The 16,138-nt window shown below is 62.4% G+C and carries 11 protein-coding genes; 3 read left to right on the forward strand and 8 right to left on the reverse strand.

What is annotated here, in order from left to right:
* Positions 1-21: 21 nt before the first annotated feature.
* The 6 genes from BLT09_RS05500 to BLT09_RS05525 form a co-directional block, all read right to left on the reverse strand.
* A complete protein-coding gene (locus BLT09_RS05500; RefSeq protein WP_091591250.1) occupies positions 22-672 on the reverse strand; it encodes a YiaD family glycine zipper/OmpA-like lipoprotein in 651 nt (216 codons plus the stop codon).
* Positions 673-872: 200 nt separating this feature from the next.
* A complete protein-coding gene (locus BLT09_RS05505; RefSeq protein ID WP_091591252.1) occupies positions 873-1,241 on the reverse strand; it encodes a GFA family protein in 369 nt (122 codons plus the stop codon).
* 218 nt (positions 1,242-1,459) lie between these two features.
* Positions 1,460-1,846, reverse strand: coding sequence for a hypothetical protein (locus BLT09_RS05510; RefSeq protein ID WP_023798148.1), 387 nt, complete (start codon positions 1,844-1,846; stop codon positions 1,460-1,462).
* 444 nt (positions 1,847-2,290) lie between these two features.
* Positions 2,291-3,422 (reverse strand): peptide chain release factor 2 gene (prfB, locus tag BLT09_RS05515; protein ID WP_139172523.1). Its coding sequence is split into 2 segments (ribosomal slippage): positions 2,291-3,355 and positions 3,357-3,422, totalling 1,131 coding nucleotides; the frame shifts between segments, so codons are not numbered across the junction.
* 243 nt (positions 3,423-3,665) lie between these two features.
* On the reverse strand, positions 3,666-6,122 hold the full coding sequence (locus BLT09_RS05520; RefSeq protein WP_091591254.1) for a penicillin-binding protein 1A: 2,457 nt from the start codon (positions 6,120-6,122) through the stop codon (positions 3,666-3,668).
* Between the two features lie 211 nt (positions 6,123-6,333).
* Entirely contained in the window at positions 6,334-7,659 is a 1,326-nt protein-coding gene (locus BLT09_RS05525) for an N-acetylmuramoyl-L-alanine amidase (protein WP_236473757.1), read from the reverse strand.
* A gap of 688 nt (positions 7,660-8,347) precedes the next feature.
* Between BLT09_RS05525 and BLT09_RS05530 the strand changes: the two genes are divergently transcribed.
* Positions 8,348-11,413: a ribonuclease E/G gene (locus BLT09_RS05530; protein ID WP_091591255.1), complete on the forward strand. Its 3,066-nt coding sequence runs from the start codon at positions 8,348-8,350 to the stop codon at positions 11,411-11,413.
* 94 nt (positions 11,414-11,507) lie between these two features.
* Here BLT09_RS05530 and BLT09_RS05535 read toward each other — a convergent pair whose 3' ends face one another.
* Together BLT09_RS05535 and BLT09_RS05540 are read right to left on the reverse strand one after the other, a co-directional pair.
* Positions 11,508-12,437 (reverse strand): glutaminase, encoded by a 930-nt coding sequence (locus tag BLT09_RS05535; RefSeq protein WP_091591789.1) that lies wholly within the window; start codon positions 12,435-12,437, stop codon positions 11,508-11,510.
* A gap of 4 nt (positions 12,438-12,441) precedes the next feature.
* Complete coding sequence (locus BLT09_RS05540; RefSeq protein ID WP_091591257.1) at positions 12,442-13,590, reverse strand: pyridoxal phosphate-dependent aminotransferase; 1,149 nt, start codon at positions 13,588-13,590, stop codon at positions 12,442-12,444.
* A 207-nt stretch (positions 13,591-13,797) separates the two neighbouring features.
* On the opposite strand from BLT09_RS05540, the gene BLT09_RS05545 reads away from it, so the two are divergent.
* Positions 13,798-15,192, forward strand: coding sequence for a M48 family metalloprotease (locus BLT09_RS05545; protein ID WP_091591260.1), 1,395 nt, complete (start codon positions 13,798-13,800; stop codon positions 15,190-15,192).
* Positions 15,193-15,311: 119 nt separating this feature from the next.
* Positions 15,312-16,115: a DsbA family protein gene (locus tag BLT09_RS05550; protein ID WP_091591790.1), complete on the forward strand. Its 804-nt coding sequence runs from the start codon at positions 15,312-15,314 to the stop codon at positions 16,113-16,115.
* Positions 16,116-16,138 lie beyond the last annotated feature (23 nt).

Raw genomic sequence — 16,138 nt, forward strand, 5'->3', positions numbered from 1 at the left:
GCCGTCTTCTGTCTGTCTTGCTCAGGTGAGCGGCGAGAGCTGGATCTCGACGCGGCGATTCTGGGCGCGGCCGGCGGCCGTCGCATTGGAGGCGATCGGACGCGTCTTGCCGAAGCCGGTGACTGCGAAGCGGCGGGTATCGACGCCCTGCCCGGACAGATAATTGGCGACCGCCAGCGCGCGACGCTGCGACAGGTCGAAATTGTGTTCGTCGCCCCCGGTCGAGTCGGTGTGGCCGAACACGTCGACCGTGGTCTGGCGGAACTTGTTCAGTACAAGCGCGACCGAATTCAGCGCTTGATAGAAGCCGGGCTTCACCGCGTCCTGGTCGACGTTGAAGGTGATGTCGGACGGCATGTTGAGGATGATCTGGTCGCCGCTGCGGGTGACGCTGACGCCGGAACCCTGAAGCTGCCGGCGCAGTTCGGCCTCGTTCTGGTCCATCGTGGCGCCGATGGCGCCGCCAGCGAGCGCGCCGACGCCAGCGCCGATCAGCGCATTGCGGCGATCGTTGCCGCCGGCAAGCAGGCCAAGTCCCGCACCCGCCAGCGCGCCGATGCCGGCGCCGGCCGCAGTGTTGGAAACTTTCTGTTGTCCGGTATACGGATCGGTGGTGGTGCAGGCACTCACGAGCACAGCCGTCGCCACTGCGACGAGCACAGTCTTTTTCATCAGGTAGTCCCTCTCCAGTCCGCGGTCCCACCAGTGGCGCGCCGCATCCCTTGTGCGTCCAAGTGGACGCACGTCGCTCTATGCTTGTAACATGAAATGCGGCGAAAAATGGAAGGGGAAAAGCGGCTGGCCACGGCTTTTCCCGGTCAATTCAACCGCCGCTATTTGCGCAATTCCGATCGGCTGGCAGAGACTGTCGGCTACCAGAGATTCTTGCCGTCGATGACGACGACCTCGACCTGATCGAGGTCGAAACCGTCGAACAGGCGAGAATTCACGCTGATTTTCGGATTGTCGAAATCCGGCTTGCCGGTCGACCAGTCCGGCGTTTCGGTGAAGGTGCCGCAGCCGCAGGTGGCGCAGAAACCATGTTTTACCGTTTTCGAGCCCCATTGATAGAAAGAGACATTCTTGAGCGGGCTGGTGAGCTTGAATTGCGACGGGACGTAATAGGCCCACAACGAGCCGCGTTTCGAGCAGAAGGAGCAAGTGCATTGCGTCACGGTTAGCGGCGCTTCCGAAACCTCGAACGTCGTCGCCCTGCAGTGGCAGCTTGCCTTTATGGTCATGACGCCTCCCTCGCGATTGCTTCGCGCCAGCGCGGTAAGGCAACATAAAGAGGCGCCGTTGACAACCGTCTGTCAGCAGGCTCGCTTGCCTGCGTCGGACGCGTGGCGCGCTTCACTCTTTTTGATGCATGTCGTATCCCAAACCGCTGTGCAGCCTCGGGTCAGGCCATGGCCCGCTTGGCGCAAGCTTTTGGGGGCAAGCCTTTGGGCGACATGCATCAAAACGACGACGGTGGCACGAACAGGCAGATGGTCTTTCCGTCATTGGCGCCGGCGACCGAACACCAGTGATATTCGCCGTCGGGCGAATTCTTGATCCGTGCATCGCTGTAGCCCACGACCTCGCCTGTTCCCTTGATGACATAGCCCTCCGGACGCTCGCTGATCGACGTCTGCGAGACCGCGCGGCAATCGTAGCCGGAACAACAGGAGAATGGGTAACTCCAGCCTTGCGGCTTCGCTGCAGTCGGCGTGGCGTCGTGCGCCAAAGCCGGCGCTGCAAATACAATGGTGGCGGCCGTCAGAACCACCACCGCAATGATCGAATTCAGGAGGCGGCGCGCCGTCTTGACGGCAGAGGCCAGTCGGGTTGTGGAAGCAGGCATGGGCGCAATTCCTATCACCGAGTTATCAAGCGTTTCGCTTGCCCGTTCTTGGAACGTATCTTCCCAGTGGCCGGCTCGTCAGGTCGCAGATACGCCGCGTCCGGCCATAAATGCTTTTTCCCCCAACGTTCGGATGCTGGCCTGATTCCTTTGCTGGCGCAAGAAATTGCTGTGCAATCGAGCGCCGACATCTGCAGCCGGAACCAGCCTGCCGGGGCTGACGAGAGTGACTTCATCAACCCCGGCAGTGGGATCGCGCGGATAACGAGATTGAACTCGCAGTGGTTCCGGGCCAGGCGACATCAGGCCTGCAACAATGAACCCGGAGGTAGAAGTAATTGTCGAAAATTCGATGAAAAAACAAAGCCATAAAGCAACCGCTCAATTACAGTGAAGAGCCTGTTACTCTAGCGTGATGTTCCTGCTGCTTGGGGCTTAGAAGCTTCAGTCGATATCGGCCACCACTTCGCCGGCGCCGCCCTCGATGCGCTGCGACAGCGAGGCCTCCATGAAATCGTCGAGGTCGCCGTCCAGCACGCTCGACGGATTTGTGCTCTCGACACCGGTGCGCAGATCCTTCACCAGCTGATAGGGCTGCAGAACGTAGGAGCGGATCTGATGGCCCCAGCCGATATCGCTCTTCGACGCTTCGGTGGCGTTGGCCACCGCCTCGCGCTTCTTCAGTTCCTCCTCGTAAAGCCGCGAGCGCAGCATCTCCCAGGCCTTCGCCTTGTTCTTGTGCTGGGAGCGCTCAGCCTGGCAGGCGACTGCGATGCCGGTGGCGAGATGGGTGATGCGGACCGCTGAATCGGTGGTGTTGACGTGCTGGCCGCCCGATCCGGACGAACGATAGGTGTCGATGCGGACATCCGATTCGGAAACGTCGATCTCGATCGTATCGTCGATCACCGGATAGACCCAGACGCTGGCGAAGGAGGTGTGACGGCGCGCATTGCTGTCATAGGGCGAAATACGCACGAGACGGTGAACGCCGGATTCCGTCTTCAGCCAACCATAGGCGTTGTGGCCTTTGATCAGCAGCGTGGCGGACTTGATGCCGGCCTCTTCGCCGTCATGCACCTCCAGCACCTCGACCTTGAAGCGGCGCCGCTCGGCCCAACGCGTGTACATGCGCAGGAGCATCGAGGCCCAGTCCTGGCTTTCGGTGCCGCCGGCGCCGGCATGGATTTCGAGATAGCTGTCGTTGGCGTCGGCCTCGCCGGAAAGCAGCGTCTCGATCTGGCGGGCCTTTGCTTCGCCGCGCATCGAGCGGATCGCGGCTTCCGCCTCGGCGACGACGCCCTCATCGCCCTCCTCCTCGCCAAGCTCGATCAAGCCGATATTGTCTTCCAGCGCCTGGGTGAGGCCTTTGACTGCGGCGATGCCTTCCTCGAGGCCCTGGCGCTCACGCATCAGCTTCTGCGCCTCCAGCGGTTCGTTCCAGAGGCTCGAATCCTCGGCACGCACATTCAGGTATTCAAGCCGCTTTATGGCTTGATCCCAGTCAAAGATGCCTCCTCAGCAGGGTTATCGCCTGCCTGATTTCGTCGACAATATTCTGCGTTTCCGCGCGCATGGCTGGCCGTTCTGTCCTGTGCTGAAATGGTGCCCTGTCGCTTAAGCAGAGCTTGGGTTGGCGCGATACATAGGGACGGCACCGCCGCCTGTAAAGCGAAATGGGCCGGCTCGAAAACCGGCCCAAATACCTTAGGGCGGTTCATCGTTTCACAGAAACGCCGAACGGCTCTATCTTTTTGTTTTTGCGCAATTCCGGACGGAAAACCGTTTCACACTTTTCCTGGAATTGCTCGAACCTATGTCAGTAGAGCCCGCCGCCGCCGGACTGGATGGCTTGGTTGGCCTGTGGCGACAGCGCGCCGCCGGAGGCGTTGGAGCCGTCCTCACCCATGCCGATCACCCAATAGCTGTCGGCGGGGCCGGTGCCCGGCTTGAAGGCTTCGATAAAGGCGCCGGCGTCGTCCGGGTTCGCCCGCATGCCGGTTTTGCGATTGATGGCGATCAGCTTCATGCCTTCGGGAACCTGGAAATCGACATTGGGCGTGCCGTCCAGCGCCACGCGCATGAAGTCCTTGAAGATCGGCGCAGCAAGGCCGCCGCCGGTCGCGCCCTTGCCAAGACCTTTGGGCTGATCATAGCCCATATAAAGGCCGACAACGAGGTTGGGCGTATAGCCGATGAACCAGGTATCCTTCTCGTCGTTTGTCGTTCCCGTCTTGCCGGCGATGTGGCGGCCGAGTTCGGCAACGGTAGCGCCGGTACCGCGCTCGACGACGCCCTCCATCATCGAAGTGATCTGATAGGCGGTCATCGGATCGAGCACCTGCTCGGAATTGTCGACCAGTTCCGGCTCAGGCTGGTTCTGCCATTCAGCCGCATTGCAATTTTTGCAGCCGCGTTCGTCCTGCCTGTAGACCGTCTTGCCGTAGCGGTCCTGGATCCGGTCGATCAGCGTCGGCTTGATCGACTTGCCGCCGTTGGCCATGATCGAATAAGCCGATACCATGCGCATCACGGTCGTCTCGCCCGACCCCAGCGCCATCGGCAGATACGGCGCCAGTCGATCATAGACGCCGAAGCGCTCGGCATATTCGGCGACCAGCTTCATGCCCATGTCGTTGGCCAGGCGCACAGTCATCAGATTGCGCGACCTCTCGATGCCGGACCGCAAGGTCGCGGGGCCCGCAGTCCTTCCATCATAGTTTTTCGGCGTCCAGGTCGTGTTGCCGCTCTTGATGGTGATCGGGCCATCCATGATCACCGAAGCCGGCGTATAGCCATTGTCGAGAGCGGCCGCATAGACGATCGGCTTGAACGACGAACCCGGCTGCCGCATGGCCTGCGTGGTACGGTTGAATTCGGATAGCGAATAGGAGAACCCGCCGACCATGGCCAGAACGCGCCCGGTATGCGGGTCCATGGCGATCAGGCCGCCCTCCACTTCGGGGGCCTGGCGCAAGATATAGGCCCCATCCGTACCTTCTTTCTTCTGCACGAAGATGACGTCGCCAGGCTTCAGCACGTCCGCCGGCGATTTGGCCTTGACGGTCTTGCCGCCGACCACATGACGCATGGCGAAGCTCATGTCCTCGCGGCTGACGGTGCCTTCGATGCGATCCTTGACGAGTTCGCCCGAGATCTGCCGGGTCGGCCGAAGGCCGATCGACAGGCCGCCCTCCGAGCTGTCGAGCACGACGGCGAGCGACCATTCGGGCACGTCGTCCAGTCCCTTGACTTCGCTCAAAGGCACGCCCCAGTCGCCGGATACGTCGATGGTCTTCACCGGCCCGCGATAGCCGCGCAGCGTATCGAACTTCATCAGGCCGTTCTGCATGGCTTTGCGGGCGATGAGTTGCATCTTGGGATCGAGCGTCGTACGGACGGACAGGCCGCCCTCATAGAGCGCATTCTCGCCGTAGCGCGCGCTGATCTGGCGACGCACCTCCTCGGTGAAATATTCGCCGGCGAACAGATAGGTGCCGGAGCGGCGTGGCTTGACGCCGAGCGACTCGGCCTTGGCCTTGGCACCTTCCTCTTGCGTAACGTAGCCGTTGCCGACCATCTGGTCGATCACCCAGTTGCGGCGCTCGATGGCGCGGTCGGCATATTTGAAGGGGTGATAGTTGGAGGGGCCCTTCGGCAAAGCCGCCAGATAGGCCGCCTCCGCCACGGTGAGTTCATTCACCGCCTTGTCGAAATAGGTGAGTGCTGCGCCGGCGACGCCATAGGCGCCAAGCCCGAAGAAAATCTCGTTAAGGTAGAGCTCGAGGATGCGGTCCTTCGAATAGGCCTGCTCGATGCGGAAGGCGAGGATCATCTCCTTGATCTTGCGCTCGTAGGTCTGGTCCGAGGACAACAGGAAGTTTTTCGCCACCTGCTGGGTGATCGTCGAGGCGCCGACCTGGCGCTTGCCCGAGCCAGCATTCTGCAGATTGACCATGACTGCGCGGCCAAGGCCGGTCATATCGATGCCGGGGTGATTGTAGAAGTTCTTGTCCTCGGCAGACAGGAAGGCCGCCTTGACACGATCCGGCACCGCCTGGATCGGCAAATACAGGCGCCGCTCGCGCGCATATTCGGCCATCAGCGCACCGTCGGACGCATGGATGCGGGTCGTCACCGGCGGTTCATACTTGGCCAGGACCTCGTAATCGGGCAAATCCTTCGACAAATGGCTGATATAGATCGCCACCCCGGCCGCGACCAAAAGGGCCAGCGCGGTGCCGATGCCGAAGAAATAGCCAATAAGACGAATCATGCCCGCTCCAGTCCTTGGTTCGGGAATTGCCTAAACGAAGCCGCCTTTCGCGCAAGCTTTCGAGACGATCCCGACCGGTAATCGAAAATCCATGTCGCCACCATGTGGGCAAAATGCGGCAGCCTGGAATTTCGGCTTCGAATGGCGAAAATATAAGTGCAAAGTGTTGTCGTCGTGCAACGCTGCCTCTGGTTGTGGCGGCGCGAGCGTCTCAGCCTCCGGTTCGGGCTCCGGTCTTGGCCGAAGCGAACAGGGCGATGGCATTGGTTATGCTCTGGGCCGCCTTGCTGCGCCAATCGGCGCTGAGCAGTTGTGCCTCGTCCTTGGCATTCGACAGATAGCCGAGTTCGACCAGCACGGAGGGAACATCCGGCGCCTTCAACACCTTGAAGCTGGCCGAACGCTGCGGATTGTTGATGAGGCCGACACTGGTCGAAAGCTGCCCGACCAGCGTTTGGGCAAAACTCATCGAGAAACTGTGCGTCTCGCGGCGAATCAGGTCGATCAAGATGTCGGTTACTTCCTTGTTGTCGTCCTTGATCTCCATACCGGCGAATTGGTCGGAAAGGTTTTCACGGTCGGCGAGCGCCTGAGCTTCGGGATCGGAAGCCTTGTCGGAGACGGTGTAGACGGTTGCGCCGCGAAGGCCCTTGACCCTGATGGTGTCGGCGTGGATCGAAATGAGCAGATCGGCCTCGTGCTGGCGGGCAATGCGCACGCGGTCGTCCAGCCGCAGGAATTGGTCCGTCTCGCGCGTCATGAACACGTCGTATTTGCCGACTGCGGCGAGTTTGTCCCGCAATTCGGTGGCGAAAGCGAGCGTGACGTTCTTCTCGACGGTGCCGTTCATGCCCTCGGCGCCGCCGTCGATGCCGCCATGGCCTGGATCGATGACGACGGTGAAGCGATGGCCTGGATTGGAGACAGGGCCGGTGCCGACCCTGCCGCCCTTGTCGGAGGAGACCGTCGAGCCGGTGGTCAACGCCTGATTGGCAAGAGCGGCGTCGAACTCCCGCACGGACGCCGCCGACATGTCGATGGCGATGCGGTAGCCGTTGCCGTCATCGTTCTTGAGCACGTCGAACCTGTCGACGGCGAACGGACCCTTGCCGGTGAGAATCAGCCGCGACACTCCCTCGCCGAGATCGCCGTAGCGCACGCTCCTGACCAGGCCGCGCGCCTTCACGTCCTTGGCATTGATGGCGAATCTCGTGCTTGGCAGGTCGACGACCAGACGGTGGGGGCCGCGCAGCAGGAACCATTTGACGTCGGGCTCACGATCGAAATTCATGACGATGCGCATCTTGGTGGCGTCACCGGCCATTTTGTAGCTCGTCACTGCCAGCGGCGCGTCGGCGGCAAAGGAAACTGGCGAAAGAGCCAGGCAAACGACAACCAGCAACAGCAGACAAGCAGCGCGGAAGAAGTGGGCAGCGCGGAAGCGGGCACCTCGCAAGTGGGCAGCGCGGAAGTAGGCGGCGTAGAAAAAAATGCCTCCGGCGCGACCACTCATGTGCGTGAAGACTGCCAGTCCCATCTCTTCCAGTCGCTCCGGTTTGGCGTGAGGCGCCCGATCCTGTTGTCGGCCAATCTTGCTTGTCGGAGTGTCGTCGTCTTGTCTAAACGCCGGTCAGGCCGCGAACTCGATTAACGGTTGGTAACCAGAGAAGGTTAACCAAGCCTTTTCACGCAACGCTTAAAGCCGTGCTTCCGTTGCGGAACTGCATTTTGCCGGCATCGGAAATCAGGGTTGCCTTCCAACCCGCCAAATCATAAAAGCGATGGTGGATCACTGCAATCCTGGAACCGTCCTTCTCCGCAGCTTCCTGCTACAGGTGAGATGAACGACGGCTCCTTTCGCGTCAGGCGAAAAAGGCAACAGGTGATCGCGACGAATTTCGCAGGTGTAAGCCCGTGGCGGGGGAAGCGCCTGCGTGAGGAAAACGGCCGGGATTGTCCCGCGCCGGCTCTGTACGAGCAAACAAGCTGGTCCGGTTTTCCCGGGCTTTGGTTCAAAAAGGTTCTGCTGGTTACGATGGCTTCAAGCGCAATCATGGAAAGGTCCGCAGCAAACCGCGCCATTATGGCTGCGGGCGGCACCGCCATGGCGCTCAGGCAGCGGCCGGCGGACATTCAATTGCCCGGCACCCATGTTCATCCACACTCACAGCGGCGGGCTTTGCCTCGCAAGCTGCGGCTGACGGCTGCCGGGGGGAAACGAAATAATGCCCAACAAAATGCTGATAGACGCCTCCCACCCGGAGGAAACACGAGTTGTCGTTGTTCGCGGTAACCGTATTGAAGAATTCGACTTTGAATCCCAGGACAAGAAGCAGCTCAAAGGAAATATCTACCTCGCCCGCGTAACCCGCGTCGAACCCTCGCTTCAGGCAGCCTTTGTCGAATACGGCGGCAACCGTCACGGTTTCCTCGCCTTCAGTGAAATTCATCCCGACTACTACCAGATTCCGGTCGCCGACCGTCAGGCGCTGTTGCGCGCGGAAGCGCAGGAGGCTGAAGACGAGGACGATGAGGACGGCGATGGCGACGATCGCCAGAACCGCGATCGCGGCCGGCGCGGACGCCGTCGCGGCGGCAAGAGCCGCGACCGAGGCGAACACAAGCGTGATGCAGGTGCGGCCGATTCGGACGCTCCTGGCGATTCCAATGACAGCGGGTCCAATGACAGCGGCTCCAATGAGGGCGGCGAACACGGCGAGGATGCGGTCGCGCAGAACGTCGATGCCTCAGAAAAAGTCGACACGCCGTCCGCTGCTTCGGAACATGGCGAGGATGTCGCCAGTCATAGCGAGGCAAGTCCTGATGAGACGAGCCGTGACGAGACTGGCCATGGCCGTGACGAAACTGGCGGTGACGAAACTGGCGGTGACGAAATTGGGCCTTCCGAAGGCGGTCCGAACTCCATCGCCGCCAGCATCGAATCGGATGTGATTTCCGAAGCCGTGCCGCAGGCTGATGCGGCCGGCGAAGCCACCTCCACCGACAATGATCGCGGCATGCTGGAAGAGGTGCAGTCATCGCATTCGGATGACCATGAGGTCGAATCGGTCGGCGCCGAGGATGCGCTGGAAGAAGCGCGCAACCGCCGCAAGCCGGTGCGCCGCCAGTACAAGATCCAGGAAGTGATCAAGCGCCGGCAGATCCTCTTGGTGCAGGTCGTCAAGGAAGAGCGCGGCAACAAGGGCGCGGCGCTCACCACCTACCTGTCGCTTGCCGGCCGCTATTCGGTGCTGATGCCCAACACGGCGCGCGGCGGCGGCATCTCGCGCAAGATCACCAACGCGCAGGACCGCAAGCGGCTGAAGGAGGTCGTCGCCGATCTCGAAGTGCCGCAGGGCATGGGCGTCATCCTGCGCACGGCCGGCGAAAGCCGCACCAAGGCCGAGATCAAGCGCGACTACGAATATCTGATGCGGCTTTGGGAAAACGTCCGCAACCTGACGCTGCAGTCGACGGCCCCTGCCCTCGTCTACGAGGAAGGCAGCCTGATCAAGCGCTCGGTGCGCGACCTCTACAACAAGGACATCGACGAGATCCTGGTCTCCGGCGAAGAGGGCTATCGCGAGGCCAAGGATTTCATGCGCATGCTGATGCCGAGCCACGCCAAGGTCGTGCAGCCGTTCCGCGACACGACGCCGATCTTCGTGCGCAGCGGCATCGAGGCGCAGCTCGACCGCATGCTGCAGCCGCAGGTGACGCTGAAGAGCGGCGGCTACATCATCATCAACCAGACCGAGGCGCTGGTCGCCATCGACGTCAATTCGGGCCGCTCCACCAAGGAGCACTCGATCGAGGACACAGCGCTTCACACCAATCTGGAAGCGGCCGAGGAGGTCGCACGGCAGCTGAGGCTGCGCGATCTCGCCGGCCTGATCGTCATCGACTTCATCGACATGGAGGAGAACCGCAACAACCGCTCCGTCGAGAAGCGGCTGAAGGATCACCTCAAGAACGATCGCGCCCGCATCCAGGTCGGCCGCATCTCGCATTTCGGCCTGATGGAGATGTCGCGCCAGCGCATCCGTGCCAGCGTGCTGGAATCGACGATGAAGCCTTGCCCGCATTGCGGCGGCACCGGCCATGTGCGGTCCGATTCGTCCGTCGCGCTGATGGTGGTGCGGGCGATCGAGGAATTCCTGCTCAAGGATTCGCGCAGCCACATCACGGTGCGGACGCCGGCGGCGACCGCGCTCTATGTGCTCAACCACAAGCGCGGCACGCTGGTGGAGCTCGAAAACCGCTTCGGCCTGACCATCACCGTCGAGGCCGACGATACGGTCGGCGCCCAGCACTATGCGATCTTCCGCGGCGCGCTGGCCGAAAAGCCTGAAGGCTTCGTCGAGGTGCGGACCTTGCCCGCCTATGTCGAGCCGGAAGAGCCCGCCGACGAAATCGTCATCGAGGAGGAGGAAGACGAGGTCGTTGCACCGGCGGAGCAACCGCGCCAGGCGCAGCAGCCGCAGCAGCCAAGGCCCAGCGAGGATGGCGAAGGCCGCGACCGCAAGCGCCGCAAGCGCCGCAGACGGCGCGGCGGCAAGGATCGCGACCGCGAGCATGGCGCCCCCGTGGAAGGTGCGTCCATCTCGGCCACTGCCGATGGCGTCTCCGAGGCCGCAAGCGATGAAGGCGCCGAAGCAGACCACGAGGACCAGGTCGGCGTCACCGAGGCGGTGGAAGCGTCGGATGACGGGCAAGAGGCTAAAGGTCGGGAGCCTGATGAAGGTCTGGAGCCTGATGAAGGTCTGGAGCCTGACGAAGGTCTGGGCAAGAAGCGTCGGCGCGGCAAGCGCGGCGGCAAGCGCAATCGCCGTGAAGACGGCGAAGGCGAGGTCGATGCAGGCACTGCCGAGTTGGCTGACCGTCCCGAGGTCTTGGAGGCCGTCTCCGGCGAACCGGCAGCAGCAACGCCGGTGGAAGCCACGCCGGTCGAAGAGCCTGTCGACCTTGCTCCGGCCAATGACGACATGCCAAGCGCCGAAAAGCCGAAGAAGCCGCGCCGCGCTGCCAAGCCGAAGAAGGCCGCGGCGGACGTCGTTGCCGAGACGCCGGTAGCCGAGCCGGAAATTTCTGCCGAGGCTCCCGCAGCTGTTTCAGAGGAAACAGCCGGGGCCGCCGTCGACGAGAAACCGAAGGTCCGCCCATCGCGACGCAAGCCCGTACCGGTCGATGCTCCGGTTGAGCCGATCGTGTCCTCGACTGTTGCCGAAGAGGAAAAGACCGAGGAGAAGCCAAAGCGTGCCGGCTGGTGGCAGCGGAAAGGCTTTTTCTAAGCTTTTCGGTAGGTTATCCTGATCTTTGAACAAAATAATCCCGCGCTGTCCCATCGACAGCGCGGGATTATTCTTGTCTGAAGCCGGCCAATCTCTATGGCGCGAAAACCGACCAGTTCATCATCTTCGCCAGCCTTTCCAGCGCAATCGACCCCAGCCTGGAATTGCCGTTGGCGTTGAGGCCGGGCGACCAGACGGCGAGCGAGGCCACGCCCGGCACGATTGCTAAAATGCCGCCGCCGACGCCGCTCTTGCCCGGGATGCCGACGCGGAAGGCGAAATCGCCTGAGCCGTCATAGTGGCCGCAGGTCAGCATCATCGCGCCGATGCGGCGCGCGCGCTCGGCCGACACCACGGAATGACCAGTCGCCGGGTTCTTGCCGCCACTGGCGAGGAAGCGGCCGGCCAGGGCAAGTTGCCGGCAGCTCATCGCGATGGCGCAATGGTGGAAATAGACGCCCAGCGCCAGATCCGGCGCGTGGCTGAGATTGCCGAAGGATTTCATGTAGTTGGCGAGCGCCAAGTTGCGAAAACCGGTGGCTCGTTCCGAAGCCGCGACCTCGCGGTCGATGATGATGGTCTCGTCGTCGGCCAGGAACTGGATGAAGCGCAGGATCTCGCCGATCGCCTCGCGCGGCTGGTGGCCGGCGAGCAGAATGTCGGAAATGACGATGGCGCCGGCATTGATGAACGGATTGCGCGGAATGCCGTTCTCGTGCTCGAGCTGGACGATCGAGTTGAACGGGTTGCCCGAAGGCTCGCGCCCGACACGCTGCCACAACGCGTCGCCGACATTGCCAAGCGCCAGTGTCAGCGTGAACACCTTCGAAATGCTCTGGATCGAAAACGGCTCATCGGCGTCGCCCGCCATCAGCACGCGACCGTCATTGGTCACCGCGGCAATGCCGAACTTTTTCGGATCGACCTTGCCGAGCTGCGGAATGTAGGTCGCGACGCCGCCGCGATCGGTGCGCTCGGCCATTTCGGCGGCAATCTCGGTCAAAGCCTGCTCGAGGTTCGGCATCACGCTATCTCAGCCAGCGCTCGATGCGCATCATCGCCTCGACCATCTCGTCGTGGCTGCCGGCGTAGGAAAAGCGCATGGCTCGATGGCCTTGAAGCGGATCGAAATCGCGGCCGGGCGTCGCCGCCACATGCGCCTCGGCCAGCATCTTGCGCGCGAAGACCATGCTGTCGTTGGTGTGCCTGGTGACATCGCAGAAGGCGTAGAACGCCCCGTCCATCGGTGCCGCCAGGGTAAAGCCGAGTTCGGGCAGGCGTTGCATCAAAAGCTCCCGATTGCCCGCGTAGCGCGCCTTCACAGCCTCCAATTCCGCGGTTGCCTTGAACGCCTCGATCGCGGCGATCTGGGACAGTTCGGGCGGTGAGATGTAGAGACTCTGGGCGATGCGCTCGACCGGCCGCACCAAGGGTTCCGGCAGCACCATCCAGCCGATGCGCCAACCGGTCATGCAGTAGTATTTCGAGAAGGAATTGATCACCGTCACGTCAGGGCCGCAGGCAAGTGCTGTGCTGTCCGGCGCAGCGTAAGCCAGCCGGTGGTAGATCTCGTCGGAGATCACGGCGATGCCGAGCTCTTGTGCCGTCGTCACCAGCGCCGACAGCTCGTCGGCGGGGATAATCGCCCCGGTCGGATTGGCCGGGCTGGCAAACAACACGCCCTTCAGCGTCTTTTCGCGATGCGCAGCCTTCAGATGCTCGGCGTGGAGATAGGCATCACCGTCGAGCTCGATCTCGACGATCTCGATGCCGAGCGCGGCCATGATGTTGCGATAGGCCGGATAACCGGGTGCGGCGATGGCGACACGGTCGCCTGGATCGAACATCGCCAGAAATGCCAGGTTGAAGGCGGCCGACGATCCGGTGGTGACGGCGATCCGGCCGGGTGAAACGGCCAGCCCGTAGTGGTCGGCATAGTGCTGCGCGATAGCCTCGCGCAGGCCCGCAAGACCCAATGCGTCGGTGTAGCCGATGCGCCCCATCTTCAATGCGTTCGTCGCCGCTTGCCTGACTCCGGCCGGCGCCGGATCGGACGGCTGGCCAACGGCCATGGAAACGACCGGCACGCCTTTAGCCTTCAGCCGATTCGCTTCCGCCAGAACGTCCATGGCGTGGAACGGCTCGACGTCGCCGCGACGCGAAAGCGATACAACCATTTGACCTCATTTCCTTGTTCGCCCTTGGGTCCGCCCTTTAGGTCAGCCCTTTGAGATCGCCCATGGGCCGGCGCTTGCCGGCTGCCGGCGCCGAGCTTTGGCGTCCCGCGCCGCACAAATGCCCGATTGATGTGAGGTTCACAAGTTCAGTAAAGTTTCAGTGCCGACTTTTCATCCTTCACCCGCTCGTCTACCAGTGGACCTGCCATGTTGAGCCGACCCAAATCGACGATAGCCAGGGCAGCGCGCGCCTTCGCGACGCTTTCGCTTGCCGCGACGGTCGCTGTGACCGGCACCGTCAGCGCTTTTGCGCAAAATGTGCCGGTGGTGCGCGATGCCGAGATCGAGGCGCTGGTGCGCGCCTATGCGCGGCCGATCTTCAGGGCCGCGGGCCTGCCGGAAGACGGCGTCGACATCGTGCTGGTCAACGACCAGAGTTTCAACGCCTTCGTTGCCGGGTCCCGCCTGTTCATCAACACCGGCGCCCTGATGTCGGCGGAGACGCCCAACGAGATCATTGGCGTCATCGCCCATGAAGCCGGCCATATCGCCGGTGGCCACCAGCAGAAATTGCGCAACCAGCTCGAACGCGCCAAGACGATGGCCATCATCGCGACGCTGCTTGGCGCCGGTGCCATGGTTGCCGGCGCCACCAGCAAAAGCCGGGGCCTGGCCGGCGCCGGCATGGGGGTTGCAGCTGGCGGCGGCGAGATGGCGCAGCGCAGCATCCTCGCTTATCAGCGCACCGAAGAGATGACCGCCGACCGCTCGGCGATAACCTATCTCAATGCCACCGGCCAGTCCGGCCTGGGCATGCTGAAAACCTTCGGCCGCTTTCAGAGCGCACTTTCGCTGTCGGGGGCGCAGGTCGACCCCTACCGGATCAGCCATCCGCTGCCGCGCGAACGCATTGCCAACCTCGAAGTCCTGGTCAAAAAAAGCCCCTACGTCGAAAAGGCCGATCCGCCGGCGCTGCAGCAGCGGCACGACATGATGCGCATCAAGATCGCTGCCTATATGGGAGGTCAGGCCGCCGCATCGCGGCTGATGCGCAAGATGCCGGGAAGCCTCGCCTCGCAATATGGCGACGCGCAGACGAGCTTCCTTTTCGGCAATCTGGCCGGGGCGCTTGCCAAGACCAACGCGCTGATCAAGGCACAGCCGAAGAACCCCTATTTCCAGGAATTGCGCGGCGACATCCTGATGAAGGCGAACAAACCGAAGGCTGCCGCGGAAGCCTATGCCAAGGCGGTCAGCCTCGACCCAGCGCGATCCGGGCTGCTGCCGGTTTCCTACGGCCAGGCGCTGATGGCAGTCGGCACGCCCAATTCCCTGGAGAAAGCGGTGGTGCAGATCAACAAGGGTCTCGCGCGCGACCGAGAAAACGCCGTCGGTTACCGCCATCTGGCGCAGGCCTATGGCGAGCTTGGCAACATTCCGGCCGCCGACCTTGCGACCGCCGAAGGCCATTTCTATTCTGGCGCCTACAAGGATGCCAAGATCTTCGCAATGCGCGCGCAGATGAAAATGAAGCGCGGCGAGCCGGGCTGGATCCGCGCGCAGGACATCATAAACTACGCACCATCAGGCAAGAAAAAGTGAACCTTCCGGCCGTGCGCGGCGACAAGTAGTTGGACCAATCGGGTAGTCGAACCAAATCGGCTAGTCGGACCAGCCGGGTCGGACAACCCGGCCGGAAACCAGGCAAGAGGATCAGGATGATGAAGAAGGCAATTCTGCTGGGCACCACGGGCGTGGCGGTCGCTCTCGCCATGCTGGGTTTCGGGTTCGTGAACGGAAGTCCGCAGACGGCAAAGGCCGATGCCGCGCAGATCGCCCAGGCAGCCTCCGCCGACACCAAGATCGACCGGGCTGAAGTCGAAGGCATCATCCGCGACTATCTGCTGAAGAACCCGGAAGTGCTGCTGGAAGCTCAAGAAGCGCTCGAGGCCAAGCAGAAGGAGGCGCAGCGCGTCGCCAGTCTCGACGTCATCAAGGATGCCAAGGACCAGATCTTCAACTCGGCCTTCGACGGCGTCGTCGGCAATCCGAACGGCAAGGTCACCATCGTCGAATTCTACGACTACAATTGCGGCTACTGCAAACGCGCCATGGAGGACATGCAGACGCTGACGACAGCCGATCCGGATCTGCGCTTCGTGCTCAAGGAGTTCCCGATCCTCGGCCCGGATTCGCAGAAGGCAAGCGTCGTCTCGATGGCCTTCCACCTGATGATGCCGGAGAAATACGGCGAGTTCCACAACGCGTTGCTCGGCGCCCAGGGACGCGCCACCGAAGCGGCGGCCATCAAGGTAGCGCTTTCGCTCGGCGCCGACGAAGCGACGCTGCGCGAGAAGATGAAGGATCCGTCGATCGCCGAGGCCCTCTCCAAGACCTATGATCTTGCCAACAAGCTGGCCATCACCGGAACGCCCTCCTATGTGGTCGGCAACGAGGTGGTGTTCGGTGCGCTCGGCCAGGACGTGCTGGCGAAGAAGATCGAAGCGGCCAAGGCCGCACTCTGATCGGCGGCTGGCTTTCTGCGCAA

It is taken from the genome of Mesorhizobium muleiense, from assembly GCF_900099905.1.
Lineage (GTDB): Bacteria > Pseudomonadota > Alphaproteobacteria > Rhizobiales > Rhizobiaceae > Mesorhizobium > Mesorhizobium muleiense.